This is a genomic window from Pseudomonas sp. 2725 (assembly GCF_050434585.1).
Classification (GTDB): Bacteria; Pseudomonadota; Gammaproteobacteria; order Pseudomonadales; family Pseudomonadaceae; genus Aquipseudomonas; species Aquipseudomonas jessenii.
The window spans coordinates 44,656-63,195 of the sequence record NZ_JBNDIV010000007.1; the positions used below are offsets into that span (position 1 = coordinate 44,656).

The following is an 18,540-nucleotide window of genomic DNA, read 5'->3' on the forward strand; positions in this document are numbered from 1 at the left end:
CAACGATAGTCTTGATGCCGTTGATGAACAATCCATTGGCCTCAACGCAGTGGTTGATCGAGCAGTCGTTCTTCAAGTGCCATCCGCTCCCGATCCAGTGCATTACGGAGTTCCTCTTCGCTCGGCAGGACAAGCTTGTACTTGCTGGCGAGCAGTTGCTCGTTTCCTTCCTGCACTGAGTAATGCACCACGGACTCATCCTTTTGCGCACAGAGAATGATGCCGACGGTGGGGCTGTCCTGCGCGCTGCGTTTCAGGTCGTCGTACATACTCACGTACATATCCATCTGCCCCAGGTCCTGATGGGTCAGTTCACCGCGCTTGATATCGAAGATGACGAAGCACTTGAGCAGGTAGTTGTAGAACACCAGGTCGATGTAGAAGTCTTTGCTGTCGGTGCTGATGCGTTGTTGGCGGGCAATGAATGCGAAACCCTTGCCCAGTTCCAGCAAGAAGCCCTGCAATTGTTCGATCAGCGCTTGTTCGATCTCGCTTTCCTGAAGCTTGCCGGCATTGGGTAAACCAAGAAACTCCAGTACCACCGGATCACGGATGAAGTCCCGAGGGCTGGCCCTCATGTTTTGAATGTGGATGGCGGCCTCCTGCTTGACGCTGCCGCGATCGCGGTTCGCCAGCAGGCGTTCGTAATACAACGTATTGATCTGGCGCTCCAGCGCTCGGCTTGACCAGTTTTGGGTGGCTGATTCGTTCATGTACCAGAGACGAGCGCTGTCGTTGTCGACCCGAAGCAGGTGGCGGTAGTGGGTCCAGCTCAATTCGTGACGCAGTGCGTCACGAATTGGAAAGGCTTGATAGAACAGACGCATGTACCGAAGTTGGAAGCGTCAAATCCCTTTCCGAACTCCGCAGTCAGCGTTTTGGCCAAGGTTGACGGTAACTCTTTGCCATACCTGACCCGTCGCGCGCCGTTCTGTTCGAACTCAACGATGTGCCGGCCAATCTGCCAACAGGTTTGCACTTGCACGGTATCGGCCGCCCGAAGCACTTTCTGACGTGCCTGATGGATCAATTTGCCAAGGTTGCCAAGCAGTGATGCGAGATAGGGGTCGTGAGTGTCGTTGGGGGTGGGGGCCGTCATGAGGTCTTCCGCAGCAGGTTGAACAGCGAAAGAGAATGACAAGAGAGCCCCTTCGAAGATGCCGGGAGTTGCTGAGAAACAGGCAGGAAATACCGGGCTCTTCGGCAGGACGGGTCTAAATCCGGGCGAGGGCTGAGGAACAAATGGCGTAGTACGTTTCGTACTCAGGCCAAATCAATCTAAAACCCCTCCCTGCGACTGGAAATCCAAAGGATGTAACGATTGGGTTCCGCAGAACCCGGGAGTCGTCATCATGAAATACCTCCATACACTCCTGTTGCCCCTCACCGCTGCAGGCATGCTGATGTTTCCAGCGATGACACCTGCCGCCAGCCTTGAGCCCATCGACAGCCAGGGGGTGCAAGTGCAAAGCCAGGAGCAAAACGGCATCACCTACCTGTCCGGCGGTATCGGCGAGGATGAGTCCAAGGCCATCCAGCAGACCACTGGCTACAACCTGCACATGACGTTCTCTGTCGGGACGGGAAATGAATACACTTCTGACGTGAATGTAGTTATTCAGAAAGCCCCGGGGCAGACCGTACTGACGCTCAATGACGCCGGTCCGCTGGTTTACGTGAAACTGCCTGCCGGTAAATATACGGTCATTGCGACGCGTAACGGCGAAACACGGCAGGACGTTGCCGATGTTGGCAATGGTGCAGCCCGTAACCTGGTTTTCCACTGGAATGATGCGAGTTAACGAGAGGCTCTGAACCCTGAGTCCTGCGACTCAGGGTTTATCGTGATTAACACCCGCATACGCTTGGATGAGTGCAACGCGTAAAGGGTTGGTTTCTACGCTCAGCAGCTTGATGGCCAAGGCGCAGCAGACCTCGATCAACATGGGTTTGAATGGGCCAGATGACTTCAAAACGTTCCGGACTTACCGAAGGAGTATTGGAGCGGTGGCTGGAGTTGCAAGCCAAATGGTTCGCCATTCCCACTGATCCTGCTACCGCAAGAAAAACAAAAGGCTACCCAAGATAGCCTTTTGTTATGCCAGTACGATCACCCTCTATCAGGCAATCAGGTCGGCAGTTTGCAGGTTGCTCACCCCCACCAATTGAATTTCGAACTCGGCGGCAGTGTCGGCGTCGGTGCTGCCGTAGAGGATGCCGCCGGCGAACCGTAGCTGCCCTGCGGCATTGCTGCTGAAGGCGCTGGAGCCGATGAAGCTGAACGCATCGTTGGCCGCCGTCGCCAGGTTGGCGTCCAGGGTCGACAGGTCGATCTTGTCGCCTTCGATGGTCTTGAAGTCGCCAATGACATCGCGCAGGGCGGCGCCCAGGCCCATTTCACTCAAGGCATTGAAGTCGAATTTGTCGGCCCCGGTGCCACCGTAAAGCTTGTCCAGACCCGTGCCGCCGATCAGCAGGTCGTTGCCGGCTCCACCGGTGAGCGTGTCGTTACCGGCACCGCCGGTGAGGGTGTTGGCAAGCGCATTGCCGGTCAGCTTGTCGTGATAGTTGCTGCCCGTGAGGTTTTCGAAGTTCAACAGGGTGTCGGAACCGGAACCACCGGTGGCTTGCACGGTGGTCAGCCCCAGGTTGGCCGTGACCGCCGCAGTGGCGTAGGCATAAGACGCGGTATCGATACCGGCGCCACCGTTGAGGATGTTGTTGCCGGCCCCGGCGTCGAAGACGTTGTTGAGGCTGTTACCGGTGCCGTTGGCAATGCCGGTCGACAGCAGGCGCAGGTTCTCGACGTTGTCACCCAGGGTGTAGGCCCCAAGGAAGCTGTAGACGCTATCGGTGCCGCCGGTGCTGGCCGTGGCATTGGTTTCGCTGACGACATCGCCGGCATTGTCGACGTAGTAGCGGTCGGAGCCATCGCCGCCGATCAGGCGGTCGGCACCGGCGGCGCCATTGAGTGAGTCATTGCCGACACCGCCGTTCAGATGATCATTGGCGCGGCCACCTGTAAGCGTGTCGTTGCCCGCGCCACCGTCGATGATCACGCTGCCGGCGCTGGTCCAGGTCAGGGTGTTGGCCGAGGCATCGCCTGTCAGGCTGGAAACCTTGTTGCCGCTCGCGTCAAAACGCTGGGTATAAACGTCAACTTGCCCATTGACCACCGTGGATTCCCAGGCAACCACATAGCCGCCATCGGCCAATGTAGTCACCTGGGAGAACAATTGATTGCCGGTGGTGACGGTGTTGATGCGGGTTTCGGTACCCACCTTGACGCCGCTGGCATTGAAGAGTTGGCAGAAGATGCCATTTGCATCACCGGTGCCTTGGCCTGCCCAGGTCACCAGATAACCGCCATCCGTCATGGCGGTGACGTTAGGTTCTTCCTGATTGCCTGCGGTGGTGGTGTTGACCCGGGTTTCTGCACCCACTTTTACGCCAGCGGCATTGAAAAGCTGCGCGTAGATGTCGCCAGGGGCATCGGTTTCGTCGTTGCCATCGCCATCATCGGGAGCCGATTGCCAGGTGACGACGTAGTTACCGCTACTCAGAACCTTGACGACGGGGTCTGTCTGATCGTCGGCCACCCTGGTATTGATGCGGATTTCTCCGCCCGATTTGCTGCCGTCGGCCTTGAACCGCTGACCGAAGATGCCGGATGTATCGCCTGTTCCGTTACCTTCCCAAACCACCATCATGCCGCCATCGGCAAGGCCGGTGACAGTAGGGCCATCCTGGTCGTACTGAGTGGTGGTAGAGACGCGTGTTTCTACGCCCACCTTTGCCCCGCTGGCGCTGTAGCGTTGCAGGTAACCGCCCCAGCCGCTGCCGTCCTGACCGTACGAAGCCCAGGACACCACAAAACCGCCGTCCTTGAGCGCGGTGATCTGCGCACTGTCCTGCATGCCGCTTCTGGTTGTGTTGACGATTGACTCACTTCCAACCTTGACGCCATTGGCGTTGTAGATCTGGACGGCGATGTCCGACATATCGTCGAAGGTATCCGATTGCCAGGCGACTATGTAGCCGCCGTTGGCCAATGCGGTAATGGTGGGATCTTCCTGTGCGCTGTTTGTAACGCTATTGACGAGGGCTGGCCCGCCTACCTTCACGCCACTGGCGTTATAGCGCTGGGTGTAGATGTAATCGGTGGTGCTTGTTCCCTGATCGCTCCACGCCACGATGTAACCGCCATCTTTCAGAGCCGTGAGGGAGGGCTCGGAATGATAGCCAGTCGTAGGATTGACGCGGATTTCGCCCAGGGTTGGCATTTGCAAATTCCTTTTACGCAAAGAGAAGGCGGGAATGACCGGCAGTTTACAGGGCAAAACGATGGCGTCAAACTGCCATCACTCAGGCGATCAGAGCGGTAGCTTCGGGCTGCTGGCCCCTGCCAGCTGTGTTTCGAACCAGGTGGCCGAGTCGGCGTCGCTGGATGTGGCTTGGGCGAGTTCTCGGCGATAGCTTCAAGAATCTCGAAAGCTGTTTTTTTGAGAGGAGGGTGTGGGAAAGGCTGGGAGGATGGGTCTGGGAAAGTATTAAGGAGACTGGTCCGGAAATGGTCCGGCGGCCATCAAATCGCAGGCAATAAAAAACCCCAAGGAATCATCTTCGCTTGGGGTTTTTCGGTATTTTGGTGCCCAGAGACGGAATCGAACCGCCGACACGGGGATTTTCAATCCCCTGCTCTACCGACTGAGCTATCTGGGCAACGGGGCGCATTAAACGGGTTTTTCAGGGGGTCGTCAAGCAAGTTTTCAAAAAAATTTTAATTATTACCGTCGCTTACGTTCCGACCCCCGATAAATCGGGGTTATTCCGACGGCGGCACGTAGCCTTCAGCCTTGGCGTAATCCTCGCCGGAGAAGTACTTGTCCATCTCGCCCTGAAGATATTTGCGATCTTCGGCGTTCATCATGTTCAGGCGTTTTTCGTTGATCAGCAGGGTCTGGTGCTTTTGCCAATCTGCCCAGGCCTTGGCCGAGACGTGGTCAAAAATGTCCTGGCCTTTGGCGCCCGGGAACGGTGCGCGCTCCAGGGCAGGCAATTCTTCTTTGTACTTGCGGCACATGATGGTGCGGGTCATGACGACTCTCCTGCGTTCAATACGGCGGCCGCGCGTTCGAGCAAGGTTTTGACCGGGGCGGCAAGGCCCAGGCGCGGCGGGGTGGCGAGGTTATACCAGAGCCAGTCAGCCTCGGCCACGTGATGGCCGCTCTCCTGGACCTGAACCAGCCAGGGTTCGATGGATAACTGAAAATGGCTGAAGGTGTGCACCAGGCTTGGCAATGCCTGTTGTGTGCCCAGTTCCAGCGAATGCTGCGATGCCAGGTGCGGCAGGTCGTCGAGGTCGTCGAGTTCCGGCAGGCTCCACAAGCCGCCCCACAGGCCCGTGGAGGGGCGACGGTAAAGCAGAATGGCGCCTTCGGCGTTGGCGAGCATCGGCATCAGCGTGCGCTTCTGCGGGATGGTCTTGCGCGGCTTGGGGATCGGGTAGCGGGTTTCCAGGCCAAGCATGTGCGCCTCACAGCCCTTTTCCAGCGGGCACAGCAGGCAGCTCGGTTTACTGCGGGTGCAGAGCGTGGCACCGAGGTCCATCATCGCCTGGGTGTAGGCGTTGACCCGATCGTGCGGCGTAAAGCGCTCAGCGTTGGCCCAGAGCTGTTTGGCGACCTTCGGCTCGCCGGGGTAGCCCTCTTGCGCGGTAAAGCGCGCCAGCACCCGTTTGACGTTGCCGTCGAGGATCGGCGCGCGCAAGCCCATGCTGATGCTGGCAATGGCGCCGGCGGTGGACAGGCCGATCCCCGGCAGATCAGTGAGTTTTTCCACGTCCCGGGGAAATTCGCCGCCGTACTGCTCGACGACGATCTTCGCGGTCTTCTGCAAATTGCGCGCGCGGGTGTAGTAACCAAGGCCCGTCCACAGGTGCAGCACTTCGTCTTCCGGCGCGCACGCCAGCGCCTGGACCGTCGGCAACGAGGCCATGAAGCGGTCGAAGTAGTTCAGCACGGTGCTGACTTGGGTCTGCTGCAACATGATTTCCGAGACCCACACCCGATACGGGTTGATGTCCTGCTGCCAGGGCAAATCGTGACGGCCGTGGCGGTCGAACCAGTCCAGCACCGCCGTTGAAAACTGCTCGGCTCTCATCGCTTGAACATTTCCTTGAGCGCGTCTTTCAGTTTCGGGTCGACTTTGTCGCCCCATTTCTCCTCGATTTTTTCGCTGATCCTGTCGCCAGCCTGTTTGGCCGCGACCTGGCCCATGCGGTCGTTATCCAAACGGCAAGCCTTGGCGCCCAGCTCCAGCGGGCCGCGGCAGCGCAGCGGCCACTCGATGCCGACAAACTTGTCGCCCACCTGGCAAGCAGGGTCCGGCATGGCGCTGGTATCGCCTTCGACGATGATGCCGACGCGGTAGTCCATGCCCAACACTCGCAGATCGATGTCACCGTCACCGTTGACGGTCATGCCCGGGATGCGCACTTTCAGGTCCGGGTTGCTGGCCACGCCGTTACGCAAGGTCAGGTTGCCCTTGAGCTCCTGGAACGGTGTGTCCTTGCCCCGGGGCTCGCCGCTGAGGGTTTTGCGGTTGAGCGTGGCGATGCCTTTGCACAGCTGTTGCTCAAGGTTGGCGTTGAGCAGCACGCCATTGTTGATGACGAAACTGGCATTGCCGTTGAGGGTATCGATCAACGCTTTCTGGCTGTTGCCGCTGCCGGTCAGGCTGCTGTTGAGCGTGACCAGGCCTTTGACGGGCGGGTTCTTGCCTTGGCTTTCGAGGATTTTTTCCGCCGGTACCCGGCTGATCTTCGTCTGCAGTTTCAGCGCCGGCACTGGCTGGCGCACATCGAGCGTGCCGGTGGTTTCGAAGTTGCCCTCGTACAGATCGCCGCGCAGGTTGGCCAGTGTCAGCAGGCCGCCCTGACCGATGGCCTTGAGCGCAGCGTTATGAATCGGCAATTTTTGCAGGGTCAACTGGCCGAAGGTCAGGTCGGCGTCCACATCGAGCTTGCTCAAGCGTTCCACGGGCAACAGGCGGTCGCTGCTCCAGGCGTCCTTGGTCGGCGCGGGTGGCAACGGAGTGCTGCCGGCGCCGGCCATGGCATCGGCTTCGGTGCTGGCGACTTCGGCCTGGCGCACTTGTGTCGCGCTATTGGCCTCGGCGGATTTCGGCGGCAGGTAGCGGTCGACGTTGAAGGTGTCGGCCTTGAGTGCTGCGCGCAGCGATTGCTTGGCGAAATCTTCGACGGCAATGCGGCCGCTGAAGGTGCTGTCGTCGACTTTCAGGTTGATGTTGTCGAGCGCCAGGCTGGTGGGTGTTGCTGCCAAACGGCTGACCAGTTCGACCTTGCTCAGGCTGCCTTCGGCCATGGCGGGGAGTTTCTGGCCGATGCTATCGACGAATTTCGCCAAGTCGAACTGGGCGATCGAGATGCCGCCACTGACTTGTGGAGTCTTGTCGAGGTCGTTGACTTTCAGTTCACCCAGTGCCCGCAGCTGGTTGGCGGAGATCTTGATGCCGGTCCACTCGGCGACATTGGCGGCCTTGTCCAGCACCAGCTGGCCCTGGGCGGAGAACGTCATGGTCTTGCCTTGCAGCGGGTCGCCGGTCACTTCACCGGACAATTTCATGTCTTCGAGCTGATAGCGCTGCAGCGCGCGTGCGATACGCACCTCACCATTGAGCTCGGTTCGAACCCGCAGTGCCGGCTGGTTGGCGGACAGGAAAGCCGTGAGCTTGAGCGGAATGTTGACGGAGTCGTGAACCGCACCGGTGCTCAACTGAATACTTTCGGCGCTGAAGCTCTTGCCGGTTCGTTCGTCGGTGTACTCGACCCGTGCGTTGTTCACGGTCAGGCTGTCGATGTCCAGGCGGATCGGCTGAGGCGGTTTTTCCGCCGCGACGCTGGCTTCGGGCGCCGGTTCGCCAGCGGCTGGCGGGGTGCTGGTCGCGCCGGTGTTGGCCGGTGCCGGCAGCTTGCCGACGTCTTCCCAATTGCCGTGGCCGTCCTTGTCACGGTTCAGGCGCAGGTTCAGGCCCTCGACACGTACGTCGCTCATCTGCACTTCACGGCGCAGCAGCGGCAGTACGCGTACCGACAGGCCTAGCATCTGCAAGTCGGCAAACGGTTCGGTCGGTTTGACCATGGTCGCGACGCTGGCGTCGTGCAGTTCCAGGCCCAGCCACGGGAACAGGCTCCAGCCGATATCGCCATTGAGCGTCAGCTCGATGTGGGCCTTGTCGCGGGCAATCTGGCGGATCTCGTCTTTGTAGTCGTTGGGATCGAAGAGGTGGGTCAGGGCAAAGCCCAGCGCCACAATGATCAGCAACAGCCCGAGAAGTACCAGACCCAGGATTTTGCCGAACGCTTTCATGGGCGAGTCCTTGTAATTAGTCGAATTCAAAATTTAGCCGAGGAGTATAGCGCCCCCGAACAGACGACCGGTCAGTGATCACGCCGGCAGCACATCCAGTGGCAGTTTCAGCTTGGCGGCCAGCGCCTGAGCCTCCAGATGCCCGGCAGGCGCCAGCAGGCGCAGGGGCATGCCCGATTGCGCGGCCATTTTCTGGGCTTCGGCAACCAGTCGCTCGGCAACACCACGGCGACGGGTAATTTTTCGAACACATATTTGGGACAAGTGCCAGGCGTCTTGGTGCCTTTGCAACCGGGCCGCGCCCAGCAGGCGATCGTTGAAGCGTCCGGCGATCAGTGTGCCGTCGCGCAAACAGTCTTCAATCAACTGCACGGCCCCGGAAAAAGGGGCGAACAGCCAGTCCGGGGCGTCGCAGTAGATCTTCTGCAGATCCTGCCGATCCTGGGCAGTGGCTTGGTTCAGCGGCTCGACAATGATCGGCATGGTGATTCCTGTGAGGTCATGAAGCGATAGAGATCAGATGACGTACAAAAGGTGATGTCAGTTTGGTTTTTCTGTCACTTGCAAATGGTAACCTTTGCCCGTTCGTCCGTCCTTCTGCGACCTGTTGTCGCACAACAAGGTGCTCTACAAAAAACGGTCATGCCTGCGTGCATAAAGGCCGGGAGTGAGCTGTGGCTGGCGAACCATACAAATAATTGGGGGATACACAATGACCACGAGCATCACGGCGGACGGCTTCAGCGCCGACCAGCCTGCGTTCCTGTCCAAGGAGCGGATCATCGCCAAGCCCGGTTTCAACCGTTGGCTGGTGCCACCGGCCGCGTTGGCCATCCACTTGTGCATCGGCATGGCCTACGGTTTTTCGGTGTTCTGGTTGCCGCTGTCCAAGGCGCTGGGCATCTCCTCTCCAGTGGCCTGCGCACCGGACATGAGTTTTATCGCACAAGTCTTTTCGTCCCAGTGTGACTGGCCGATCTCGATGCTCGGCTGGATCTACACCCTGTTCTTCATCTTCCTGGGTTGCTCGGCGGCCATCTGGGGTGGCTGGCTGGAGCATGCCGGACCGCGCAAGGCCGGTGTCGTATCGGCACTGTGCTGGTGTGGCGGCCTGCTGATTTCGGCGCTGGGGGTGTATACCCACCAGATCTGGCTGATGTGGATCGGCTCCGGGGTCATTGGCGGTATCGGCCTGGGCCTGGGCTACATTTCGCCGGTGTCGACCCTGATCAAATGGTTCCCGGACAAGCGTGGAATGGCGACCGGCATGGCGATCATGGGCTTCGGCGGCGGCGCAATGGTCGGCGCCCCGCTGGCGGCGGCTCTGATGGGGCATTTCGCCTCGCCAACCAGCGTCGGCGTCTGGCAGAGCTTCCTGGTGATGGCTGCCATCTACTTCGTGTTCATGATCGGTGGCGCACTGTCCTACCGCGTTCCGCCAACCGGCTGGAAGCCAGAAGGCTGGACGGCCCCGGCGAAAAAAGCCTCGAACGCGATGATCACTCATCGTCATGTTCACGTGAATGTGGCCTGGAAGACGCCGCAGTTCCGTCTGGTGTGGCTGGTGCTGTGCCTGAACGTATCGGCTGGTATCGGCATCCTCGGCATGGCGTCGCCGCTGTTGCAGGAAGTGTTCGCTGGCAAGTTGCTGGGCAATGACCTGGCGTTCGGCCAACTCGACGCTTCGCAACTGGCTTCGATCGCCGCCATCGCTGCCGGCTTCACCGGTTTGCTCAGCCTGTTCAACATCGGCGGGCGCTTTTTCTGGGCTTCGTTCTCGGATTACCTGGGTCGCAAAAACACTTACTTCGTGTTCTTCGCCCTGGGCTTTGCCCTGTACGGACTGATTCCGAACCTGGGTCACCTGGGCAGCATCGCGCTGTTCGTGGCGGCGTTCTGCATCATCCTGTCAATGTATGGCGGTGGCTTCGCGACTGTTCCGGCGTATCTGGCGGACCTGTTCGGTACGCAAATGGTCGGTGCGATTCACGGTCGTCTGCTGACGGCGTGGGCTGCTGCCGGTGTGCTCGGTCCGGTGCTGGTGAACTATCTGCGTGAATATCAACTGAGCATCGGCGTCGAGCGTGCGGCGGCTTACGACATCACCCTGTACATCCTCGCCGGCCTGCTGGTGCTGGGTTTCCTGTGCAACCTGCTGGTGCGTCCGGTGGCGGACAAGTACTTCATGACCGACGCCGAACTGGCCGCCGAACAGGCGCTGGGCCATGACAAAGGCGCCGACAGCAGCACCGTGCTGGAGTGGAAAGCCGCGCCGGGCACCAAGCCGCTGGCAGTTGCGGCGTGGCTGGTGGTGGGCATTCCGCTGGCGTGGGGTGTCTGGGTGACCTTGCAGAAGACGGCGGTGCTGTTTCACTAACACCAGTTTCAACCCGAAACCTGTGGGGGCGAGCTTGCTCGCGATAGCGGGCTGACAGTCAGCAAAAATGTTGAATGTGATGGCCCTATCGCGAGCAAGCTCGCTCCCACATTTTTTTGTGGTGTGCCAAATGGCTTGTATGGACATGTACATCGACGGCACCCCCGAATTCATTCCGTCAGCGATATCACCTCTCGTGTTTCTGTTTCGGCCCCGCACGCCTATAATGGCTGCCTTTTTCGCCCAATGATTTTGCGGAGCTGGTGATGGCCGAACGTAAGGCGTCTGTCGAGCGCGACACTCTGGAAACCCAGATCAAAGCCTCGATCAACCTCGATGGCACCGGAAAGGCCCGATTCGATATCGGTGTTCCTTTTCTTGAGCACATGCTGGACCAGATCGCCCGTCACGGGCTGATCGACCTGGATATTGTCAGCAAGGGCGACCTGCATATCGATGACCACCACACGGTGGAAGACGTCGGTATCACCCTCGGCCAGGCGTTTGCCAAAGCCATCGGCGACAAAAAAGGCATCCGTCGCTACGGCCACGCCTACGTGCCGCTCGATGAAGCGCTGTCGCGGGTTGTGATCGACTTCTCCGGCCGTCCAGGCCTGCAGATGCATGTTCCGTACACCCGCGCCACCGTCGGCGGCTTCGACGTTGACCTGTTCCAGGAATTCTTCCAGGGCTTCGTCAACCATGCATTGGTCAGCCTGCACATCGACAACCTGCGTGGCACCAACACCCACCACCAGATCGAAACCGTGTTCAAGGCTTTCGGCCGCGCTCTGCGCATGGCCGTCGAGCTCGATGACCGCATGGCCGGGCAAATGCCATCGACCAAGGGCGTCCTGTAATGCAGACAGTCGCGGTTATCGATTACGGCATGGGCAACCTGCACTCGGTGGCCAAGGCCCTCGAGCACGTCGGTGCCGGCAAGGTGCTGATCACCAGTGATGCCAACGTGATTCGCGAAGCCGACCGGGTGGTTTTCCCCGGCGTCGGCGCGATTCGCGATTGCATGGCGGAGATCCGTCGCCTCGGCTTCGATTCGCTGGTGCGTGAAGTCAGCCAGGACCGGCCGTTCCTTGGCATCTGCGTGGGCATGCAAGCCTTGCTCGACACCAGCGAAGAGAACGATGGTGTCGACTGCATCGGCCTGTTCCCGGGCGCGGTCAAGTTCTTCGGCAAAGACCTGCATGAAGACGGCGAACACCTGAAAGTCCCGCACATGGGCTGGAACGAAGTGAAGCAGAAGGTCAGTCACCCGCTGTGGCACGACATTCCGGACCTGGCGCGGTTCTACTTCGTGCACAGCTACTACATCGCTGCCGCCAACGCGCGGCAGGTGGTGGGTGGCGGTCACTACGGTGTCGATTTCGCCGCGGCGCTGGCCGAAGGTTCGCGTTTCGCCGTGCAGTTCCACCCGGAGAAAAGCCATACCCATGGCCTGCAGTTGCTGCAGAACTTCGCCGCGTGGGACGGTCGCTGGTAAATGGCCGTCAAGAAGAAGCCGCCGATTCTGACCCTCACTCCCGAACAGGAGAGCGAGGCCAATCGCAAGATCAAGCGTTTCATGGAAGACCGCTTCGAACTCGACCTCGGCTCGTTCGAGGCGGCGGAGATTCTTGAGCTGTTTACCCGTGAAATTGCTCCGCACTATTACAACAGGGCGATTTTCGATGTGCAGGCGCACCTCAAAGAGAGGTTCGAAAGCATCGAAAGCGACCTGTGGGCGCTCGAGAAAAACTGATTTCCGAGCCAAGCTGAACATTCGAATTTGAAGGTTTGCCAGATGCTGATTATTCCCGCTATCGATCTTAAAGACGGTGCCTGTGTTCGTCTGCGCCAGGGCCGCATGGAAGATTCCACAGTGTTCTCCGATGACCCGGTGAGCATGGCTGCCAAGTGGGTGGAGGGCGGTTGCCGTCGTCTGCATCTGGTCGACCTGAACGGCGCCTTCGAAGGCCAGCCGGTCAACGGCGAAGTGGTCACTGCCATCGCCAAGCGTTATCCGAACCTGCCGATCCAGATCGGCGGCGGTATCCGCTCCCTGGAAACCATCGAACACTACGTGAAAGCGGGCGTGAGCTACGTGATCATCGGCACCAAGGCCGTGAAAGATCCGGCCTTTGTTGCAGAAGCCTGCCGCGCGTTCCCGGGCAAAATCATCGTGGGTCTGGATGCCAAAGACGGTTTTGTCGCCACTGACGGCTGGGCTGAAATCAGCACCATCCAGGTGATCGACCTGGCCAAGCAGTTCGAAGCCGACGGCGTGTCTTCGATCGTTTATACCGACATCGCCAAAGACGGCATGATGCAGGGCTGCAACGTACCGTTCACCGCGGCACTGGCTGCTGCAACAAAGATCCCGGTGATCGCTTCCGGCGGTATCCACAACCTGGGTGACATCAAGACCCTGCTCGACGCCAAGGCGCCAGGCATCATCGGTGCGATCACAGGCCGTGCGATCTACGAAGGCACCCTCGATGTCGCTGAAGCGCAAGCTTTCTGCGATTCGTACAAAGGCTGAGGACTGATCATGGCGCTGGCCAAACGCATCATCCCTTGCCTGGACGTGGACAACGGCCGGGTGGTCAAGGGTGTGAAATTCGAAAACATCCGCGACGCCGGTGACCCGGTGGAAATTGCTCGTCGCTACGACGAGCAGGGCGCCGACGAGATTACCTTTCTCGACATCACCGCCAGCGTCGATGGCCGCGACACCACGCTGCACACCGTCGAGCGCATGGCCAGCCAGGTGTTCATCCCGCTGACCGTGGGCGGCGGCGTGCGCACCGTGCAGGACATCCGCAACCTGCTCAATGCCGGCGCGGACAAGGTCTCGATAAACACCGCCGCAGTGTTCAATCCGGAATTTGTCGGCGAAGCCGCGCAGCATTTCGGTTCGCAATGCATCGTGGTGGCTATCGACGCGAAGAAGGTTTCCGGACCGGGCGAAACCCCGCGCTGGGAAATCTTCACCCATGGCGGTCGCAAACCAACCGGTCTCGACGCCGTTGAATGGGCGAAGAAAATGGAAGGCCTGGGCGCCGGCGAAATCCTGCTGACCAGCATGGATCAGGACGGCATGAAAAACGGCTTTGACCTGGGCGTCACCCGCGCCATCAGTGATGCACTGGGCATTCCGGTGATCGCCTCTGGCGGTGTCGGTAACCTGCAACACCTGGCCGACGGCATTATCGAAGGCCACGCCAGCGCGGTACTGGCGGCGAGTATTTTCCACTTCGGCGAATACACCGTGCAGGAAGCCAAGGCCTATATGGCCCATCGCGGAATCGTGATGCGTTAAACAAACCGGTACAGGCCAGTGGACACCATGGCGTACCCAAGGCACTCTTGGGTACGCCATGGATTTCGGTAGCCAGACATGCTTAAACGCTTTCTTCTCGTCCTTGCCAGCGCTTCTCTGTTGTTGATCAATGGAGCAAACGCTAAAGACAGTCCCGATACCGACCTGGTGTTGCTGACGGAAAACTTCCCGCCGTACAACATGGCGAAGAACGGCAAGAACTTCGCTCAGGACGAGAACATCGATGGCATCGCCACCGATATCGTCCGCGAGATATTCAAGCGCGCCGACATCACCTACAGCCTGACGCTGCGTTTCCCTTGGGAGCGAATCTACAAACTCACCCTGGAAAAACCCGGTTACGGCGTATTCGTCATGGCGCGCTTGCCCGATCGCGAAAAACTCTTCAAATGGGTCGGCCCGATTGGCCCGGACGACTGGATCATGCTGGCCAAGGCTGACAGCAAGATCACCCTCGAAACCTTGAATGATGCGCGCAAATACAAGATCGGCGCCTACAAGGGCGACGCCATTGCCGAGACGCTGGCCAAGCAGGGACTCAATCCGATTGTTGTACTGCGCGACCAGGACAACGCGAAAAAACTGGTCAACGGGCAGATCGACCTGTGGGCCACTGGTGACCCGGCCGGGCGCTATTTGGCGCGCCAGGAAGGGGTTAACGGGTTGAAAACCGTATTGCGTTTCAACAGTGCCGAACTGTACCTGGCACTGAACAAGGACGTGCCGGACGAGACGGTTGCCAAGCTCCAGGCGGCGCTGGATCAGATGCGCAAGGAAGGTCGGGTGGACGAGATAATGGCGCAGTATCTGTAGGATTCAATACCAACCCTTTAGCCATGCCCGGACCACTGTGGGAGCGAGCTTGCTCGCGATGACGGCCTGCCAGTCGATAGAGATGTTGAATTTGATGGCGCCATCGCGAGCAAGCTCGCTCCCACAGTAGTTTTGTGGTGCCGCAGACTCAGCGGTACACCCCATCCTTGCCATGCGCCTCCGTCGCCCGGTTTCCGCGCACACTGATCATCTGCCGGATATCAATCCACTCGATCCCCTGAGCCTTGAGCTTGGGCAGTTCGCGTTCCAGTACCGCCAGCGTCTGTGGATACGGATGCCCGATCATCACCGCCGAACCCTGCTTGTGCGCGAGGCTGATCGCGGTCTGCAACTGGGTCAAAATCGCTGCTTCGGTACGCTCATCGTCGAGAAATACATCCCGTGAAACGCTCGCCAAACCGATCTTCTGCGCTTGGGCAGCGGCTACGGTCTGGGCGCTGGTGCGGCTGTCGACGAAGAACTTGTGCCGTCGCTGCAAGGTCGCCATCAGCCAGGCCATGGCCGTTGGTTGTGCGGTCATGCGGCTGCCCATGTGGTTGTTGATGCCGCTGGTGTACGGGACCATTTTGAACGCGGCGTTCAGGCGTTTTTCCAGCTCATCGACGGGCAGTTCGGGATGCCAGGCGAACGGTCCGGTGGCCGGATCCATGGGCATGTGCAGAATGACGATCTTGCCGGCGCGATGGGCTTCGCGGGCGAACTCGGTGGCGTGGGGTGTATCGGGCATGATCGCCGCAGTCATCGGGCCGGGCAGGGCCAGCACGCGGCGATCCCGGGGCAGGTTCTGCCCCAGGTCATCGATGATCAGGCTCAGGTAGGCTTTGTGGGGCGTCGATCCGGTGGGTTCTGCATGAACAACACCCGCCAGACAACACAGCAGACCGATCAGTAACCGCAGAAACATCTCAACGGCCGGACGTGATGCTCAGCCCTTTGAGCAGGCTCAGGGCCTGGGCCAGTTGGTAATCATCGTCCTGCGGCATCGGCTTGGCTTTGCCGCTGGAACTGGTCGGTTTGTCGACACCGCCGTTGCCGTTGCCCAGGTGACCCTGCAAGTCCGCTTCCTTGAAGTAATCGCTGTCCTGCTCGCTGGTGATCTTGGCCTTGCGCACTTCGATGTCCGGGACGATGCCCTGGGCCTGGATGGAGCGGCCGTTCGGCGTGTAATACAACGCTGTGGTGATCTTCAATGCGCGTTCATTGTTCAGCGGCAGCACGGTTTGCACCGAGCCCTTGCCGAAACTGGTGGTGCCCATCAGCACGGCGCGTTTCTGGTCCTGCAGGGCGCCGGCGACAATTTCCGAAGCCGAGGCGCTGCCGCCGTTGATCAACACGACCATTGGCACGGCTTCGCTTTCGTCCTTGCCGGTGGCAGAGAAACGCAGCTCGGAGTTGGCGATACGGCCCTTGGTGTAAACGATCAGGCCCTTGGTGATGAAGTGGTCGACCACTTCCACCGCCGCCTGCAACACCCCGCCCGGGTTGTTGCGCAGGTCGAGAATGATGCCCTTGAGCTTCTTGCCGTTGTCTTTGCGCAGCTTGGCCAGGGCTTTGGAAACCTCTTCACCGGTCTTGACCTGGAACTGGGTGATGCGGATGTAGCCGTAGCCCGATTCCAGCAACTGGCTCTTCACGCTCTTGACCTGGATGACGGCGCGGGTCAGGGTCACGTCGAACGGCGTGCCGCCATCGCGCACCAGAGTCAGGGTGATTTTCTGGCCGATCTTGCCGCGCATCTTGTCCACGGCTTCGGTCATGCTCTGGCCGCGAGTCGGCTGGCCGTCGATCTTGACGATGAAGTCGCCGGCCTGAATGCCGGCCTTGGAGGCCGGAGTGTCGTCAATCGGCGACACCACCTTGATGAAGCCGTCTTCGGCGCCGACTTCAATGCCCAGGCCACCGAATTCACCGCTGGTGCTTTCCTGCAGCTCGGCGAAATCTTCAGGGCCCAGGTAGGCGGAATGCGGATCGAGGTTGCTGAGCATGCCCTTGATGGCGTTTTCCAGCAGGGTCTTGTCGTCCACCGGTTCGACATAAGCGGCCTTGATCCGGTCCATCACCTCGGCAAAGGTGCGCAACTCATCCAGCGGCAGCGGCGCCTTGGTGGTCGCGGCAGTGCCCGCAGGCGCAACCACCGGCGCTGGTTGAGCGGCAAACGCCAGAGGCGCGCCGATCACCAGGGCGATCGTCAGGGCCAGCGAGGTAAGGCGGGACAAATGCAGCATGTCGAACGAACTCCTAATGTAGGTGACTCTACGCCTATCCTTGCGCGTGGCACCATTGCGCAGGGTCACTCGGGTGACCCTGCTGACGAATTGCGAAATACAGCGCTGGTGTGTCCTGCCCGCCACTGCTACCGACAGTGGAAATAGGCTCACCGGCTTTTACAACGTCACCGGCAGACTTGAGCAGCGTCTGGTTGTGACCGTACAGACTCAAATAACCATTGCCGTGGTCGAGGATCACCAGCAGCCCGGCGCCGCGCAACCAGTCGGCGAACACCACGCGACCACCGTGTACGGCACGCACCGCACTGCCGGCAGACGCGCCGATCATCACGCCATCCCACTTGGTCCGGGCATCGTCGCCTCGGCTTTCACCGTAGCGCGCCAGCAGTCGACCATCGACAGGCCAGGGAAGTTTGCCGCGGGTTGACGCAAACGGACCGCCAAAGGTTTCGCCGGAACTGGAAACCAGTGCGCCAGGTGTCGATCTGACCGGTTTGCGTGGGGCATCGTCGCTGGCATCTGCCTGCGCCTGGGCCTCACGTAAACGCTTTTTTTCGGCTTCCTGCTGGGCAATCAGCGCTTTTTGTCGCGCTTCTTCTGCCTCACGGGCCTGGCGTGCCAGAGTTTCTTCAATGGTTTTAAGGACTTTAGACAGGTCTGCCTGATCCTGCTCGCGCGCCGCCAGTTTCTGATCGCGGGCCTTTACGTCGTCATTGAGCTTGGCCAGGACTTGCTGGCGCTCCTTGCGGACTTTCTCGAGCTCATCACGCTGGGTGTCGAGGCTGCTTTGCTGCACCAGCAGTTGCGCCTGCTGCATGGCGATGTCTTTCTCGACATTGGACAGTTGGCGCAGGGTTTCGTTGAAATTCTTCAACTGCTCCAGGCGAGCCTGGCTCAGGTAATCGTAATAGGTGAGGGTACGGGCAAATCTTTCAGGATTCTGCTGGTTGAGCAGCAGCTTGAGGTATTCCTGGCGACCGTTCTGGTAGGCCGCCCGGGCCTGAATGGCGATCAGTCGTTGCTGTTCAATGCGCGCGCTCTGGAGTTTTTTTTTCTCTGCATCGAGTCGCTGCAGCTCGGCTTCGCTTTTCTTCAGCTCTTTTTGCAGGGCTTCGACCTGCTTCTCGAGCTTGCCAATTTCGGTTTCGGTGCCCTTGAGCTCTTTCTGCACACCGGACTTTTCTTCCTGCAGCTTGCCCAGCAGCTTCTTCAGCTCGGCAATGTCCTGACGCGTGGCGTCCAACTGTTGTTGGGTATCTGCGCGCTCGTCAGCAAAGGCCGGTTGGAGCAGGCATGTCAGAGCTAGGGCTATCAGGACGCGAAGCATAGGGGCGGGCGGCACCAGGGAAAGGGACGGCCTAGTATGCCCGCCAT

General features: G+C 59.7%; 16 protein-coding genes, 1 tRNA gene and 2 pseudogenes. 8 read left to right on the forward strand and 11 right to left on the reverse strand.

Features of this window, described 5'->3' with window-relative positions; translation table 11 throughout:
- Positions 1–41 precede the first annotated feature (41 nt).
- Positions 42–1,099 (reverse strand): annotated as a pseudogene (locus ABIE16_RS20330) (PDDEXK nuclease domain-containing protein).
- Positions 1,100–1,352: 253 nt separating this feature from the next.
- On the opposite strand from ABIE16_RS20330, the gene ABIE16_RS20335 reads away from it, so the two are divergent.
- Positions 1,353–1,802, forward strand: a complete 450-nt coding sequence (locus ABIE16_RS20335) for a hypothetical protein (RefSeq protein ID WP_057712419.1) — start codon at positions 1,353–1,355, stop codon at positions 1,800–1,802.
- 30 nt (positions 1,803–1,832) lie between these two features.
- On the opposite strand, the pseudogene ABIE16_RS20340 reads toward ABIE16_RS20335, so the two are convergent.
- From ABIE16_RS20340 to ABIE16_RS20370, 7 genes and pseudogenes are all read right to left on the reverse strand, one after another.
- A pseudogene (locus ABIE16_RS20340) lies at positions 1,833–1,952 on the reverse strand (TSUP family transporter); the annotation flags it as partial.
- A gap of 168 nt (positions 1,953–2,120) precedes the next feature.
- Positions 2,121–4,283: a calcium-binding protein gene (locus tag ABIE16_RS20345; protein WP_429521804.1), complete on the reverse strand. Its 2,163-nt coding sequence runs from the start codon at positions 4,281–4,283 to the stop codon at positions 2,121–2,123.
- 363 nt (positions 4,284–4,646) lie between these two features.
- Positions 4,647–4,722 (reverse strand) — tRNA-Phe (locus tag ABIE16_RS20350).
- Between the two features lie 103 nt (positions 4,723–4,825).
- Positions 4,826–5,098 carry an oxidative damage protection protein gene (locus tag ABIE16_RS20355; RefSeq protein ID WP_057397205.1) on the reverse strand — a complete coding sequence of 91 codons (273 nt, stop codon included), beginning with the start codon at positions 5,096–5,098 and terminating at the stop codon, positions 4,826–4,828.
- Positions 5,095–6,162, reverse strand: a complete 1,068-nt coding sequence (gene mutY, locus ABIE16_RS20360; RefSeq protein ID WP_429521805.1) for an A/G-specific adenine glycosylase — start codon at positions 6,160–6,162, stop codon at positions 5,095–5,097. The genes ABIE16_RS20355 and mutY overlap by 4 nt, the downstream gene beginning before the upstream one ends.
- Positions 6,159–8,390 carry an AsmA family protein gene (locus ABIE16_RS20365; RefSeq protein ID WP_218495280.1) on the reverse strand — a complete coding sequence of 744 codons (2,232 nt, stop codon included), beginning with the start codon at positions 8,388–8,390 and terminating at the stop codon, positions 6,159–6,161. The genes mutY and ABIE16_RS20365 overlap by 4 nt, the downstream gene beginning before the upstream one ends.
- Before the next feature lie 78 nt (positions 8,391–8,468).
- The gene (locus ABIE16_RS20370; RefSeq protein ID WP_429521806.1) at positions 8,469–8,873 is read right to left on the reverse strand and encodes an acetyl-CoA sensor PanZ family protein; all 405 of its coding nucleotides are present in this window, start codon (positions 8,871–8,873) and stop codon (positions 8,469–8,471) included.
- Positions 8,874–9,102: 229 nt separating this feature from the next.
- Between ABIE16_RS20370 and ABIE16_RS20375 the strand changes: the two genes are divergently transcribed.
- From ABIE16_RS20375 to ABIE16_RS20405, 7 genes are all read left to right on the forward strand, one after another.
- Positions 9,103–10,767, forward strand: coding sequence for an OFA family MFS transporter (locus ABIE16_RS20375; protein ID WP_429521807.1), 1,665 nt, complete (start codon positions 9,103–9,105; stop codon positions 10,765–10,767).
- Between the two features lie 266 nt (positions 10,768–11,033).
- Entirely contained in the window at positions 11,034–11,627 is a 594-nt protein-coding gene (hisB, locus tag ABIE16_RS20380; protein WP_003218037.1) for an imidazoleglycerol-phosphate dehydratase HisB, read from the forward strand.
- Positions 11,627–12,265, forward strand: coding sequence for an imidazole glycerol phosphate synthase subunit HisH (hisH, locus tag ABIE16_RS20385; RefSeq protein WP_057712412.1), 639 nt, complete (start codon positions 11,627–11,629; stop codon positions 12,263–12,265). Before hisB ends, hisH begins: the two co-directional genes overlap by 1 nt.
- Complete coding sequence (locus ABIE16_RS20390; RefSeq protein WP_007989200.1) at positions 12,266–12,523, forward strand: DUF2164 domain-containing protein; 258 nt, start codon at positions 12,266–12,268, stop codon at positions 12,521–12,523.
- Between the two features lie 42 nt (positions 12,524–12,565).
- Entirely contained in the window at positions 12,566–13,303 is a 738-nt protein-coding gene (gene hisA / locus ABIE16_RS20395; protein ID WP_027617356.1) for a 1-(5-phosphoribosyl)-5-[(5-phosphoribosylamino)methylideneamino]imidazole-4-carboxamide isomerase, read from the forward strand.
- Positions 13,304–13,312: 9 nt separating this feature from the next.
- On the forward strand, positions 13,313–14,083 hold the full coding sequence (hisF, locus tag ABIE16_RS20400; protein WP_007972752.1) for an imidazole glycerol phosphate synthase subunit HisF: 771 nt from the start codon (positions 13,313–13,315) through the stop codon (positions 14,081–14,083).
- A 78-nt stretch (positions 14,084–14,161) separates the two neighbouring features.
- Positions 14,162–14,917 carry a substrate-binding periplasmic protein gene (locus ABIE16_RS20405; RefSeq protein ID WP_090452595.1) on the forward strand — a complete coding sequence of 252 codons (756 nt, stop codon included), beginning with the start codon at positions 14,162–14,164 and terminating at the stop codon, positions 14,915–14,917.
- Between the two features lie 148 nt (positions 14,918–15,065).
- Here ABIE16_RS20405 and ABIE16_RS20410 read toward each other — a convergent pair whose 3' ends face one another.
- The 3 genes from ABIE16_RS20410 to ABIE16_RS20420 are packed head-to-tail and all read right to left on the reverse strand — an operon-like array spanning position 15,066 to position 18,493.
- On the reverse strand, positions 15,066–15,842 hold the full coding sequence (locus tag ABIE16_RS20410) for a divergent polysaccharide deacetylase family protein (protein ID WP_429521808.1): 777 nt from the start codon (positions 15,840–15,842) through the stop codon (positions 15,066–15,068).
- Position 15,843: 1 nt separating this feature from the next.
- A complete protein-coding gene (locus tag ABIE16_RS20415; protein WP_429521809.1) occupies positions 15,844–17,163 on the reverse strand; it encodes a S41 family peptidase in 1,320 nt (439 codons plus the stop codon).
- 34 nt (positions 17,164–17,197) lie between these two features.
- Complete coding sequence (locus tag ABIE16_RS20420) at positions 17,198–18,493, reverse strand: murein hydrolase activator EnvC family protein (protein WP_429521810.1); 1,296 nt, start codon at positions 18,491–18,493, stop codon at positions 17,198–17,200.
- Between the last annotated feature and the right edge of the window lie 47 nt (positions 18,494–18,540).

Coding starts and splice junctions, on each gene's coding strand:
- ABIE16_RS20335 (WP_057712419.1), top strand. CDS start 1,353: ATGAAATACCTCCATACACTCCTGTTGCCCCTCACCGCTGCAGGCATG.
- ABIE16_RS20345 (WP_429521804.1), bottom strand. CDS start 4,283: ATGCCAACCCTGGGCGAAATCCGCGTCAATCCTACGACTGGCTATCAT.
- ABIE16_RS20355 (WP_057397205.1), bottom strand. CDS start 5,098: ATGACCCGCACCATCATGTGCCGCAAGTACAAAGAAGAATTGCCTGCC.
- mutY (WP_429521805.1), bottom strand. CDS start 6,162: ATGAGAGCCGAGCAGTTTTCAACGGCGGTGCTGGACTGGTTCGACCGC.
- ABIE16_RS20365 (WP_218495280.1), bottom strand. CDS start 8,390: ATGAAAGCGTTCGGCAAAATCCTGGGTCTGGTACTTCTCGGGCTGTTG.
- ABIE16_RS20370 (WP_429521806.1), bottom strand. CDS start 8,873: ATGCCGATCATTGTCGAGCCGCTGAACCAAGCCACTGCCCAGGATCGG.
- ABIE16_RS20375 (WP_429521807.1), top strand. CDS start 9,103: ATGACCACGAGCATCACGGCGGACGGCTTCAGCGCCGACCAGCCTGCG.
- hisB (WP_003218037.1), top strand. CDS start 11,034: ATGGCCGAACGTAAGGCGTCTGTCGAGCGCGACACTCTGGAAACCCAG.
- hisH (WP_057712412.1), top strand. CDS start 11,627: ATGCAGACAGTCGCGGTTATCGATTACGGCATGGGCAACCTGCACTCG.
- ABIE16_RS20390 (WP_007989200.1), top strand. CDS start 12,266: ATGGCCGTCAAGAAGAAGCCGCCGATTCTGACCCTCACTCCCGAACAG.
- hisA (WP_027617356.1), top strand. CDS start 12,566: ATGCTGATTATTCCCGCTATCGATCTTAAAGACGGTGCCTGTGTTCGT.
- hisF (WP_007972752.1), top strand. CDS start 13,313: ATGGCGCTGGCCAAACGCATCATCCCTTGCCTGGACGTGGACAACGGC.
- ABIE16_RS20405 (WP_090452595.1), top strand. CDS start 14,162: ATGCTTAAACGCTTTCTTCTCGTCCTTGCCAGCGCTTCTCTGTTGTTG.
- ABIE16_RS20410 (WP_429521808.1), bottom strand. CDS start 15,842: ATGTTTCTGCGGTTACTGATCGGTCTGCTGTGTTGTCTGGCGGGTGTT.
- ABIE16_RS20415 (WP_429521809.1), bottom strand. CDS start 17,163: ATGCTGCATTTGTCCCGCCTTACCTCGCTGGCCCTGACGATCGCCCTG.
- ABIE16_RS20420 (WP_429521810.1), bottom strand. CDS start 18,493: ATGCTTCGCGTCCTGATAGCCCTAGCTCTGACATGCCTGCTCCAACCG.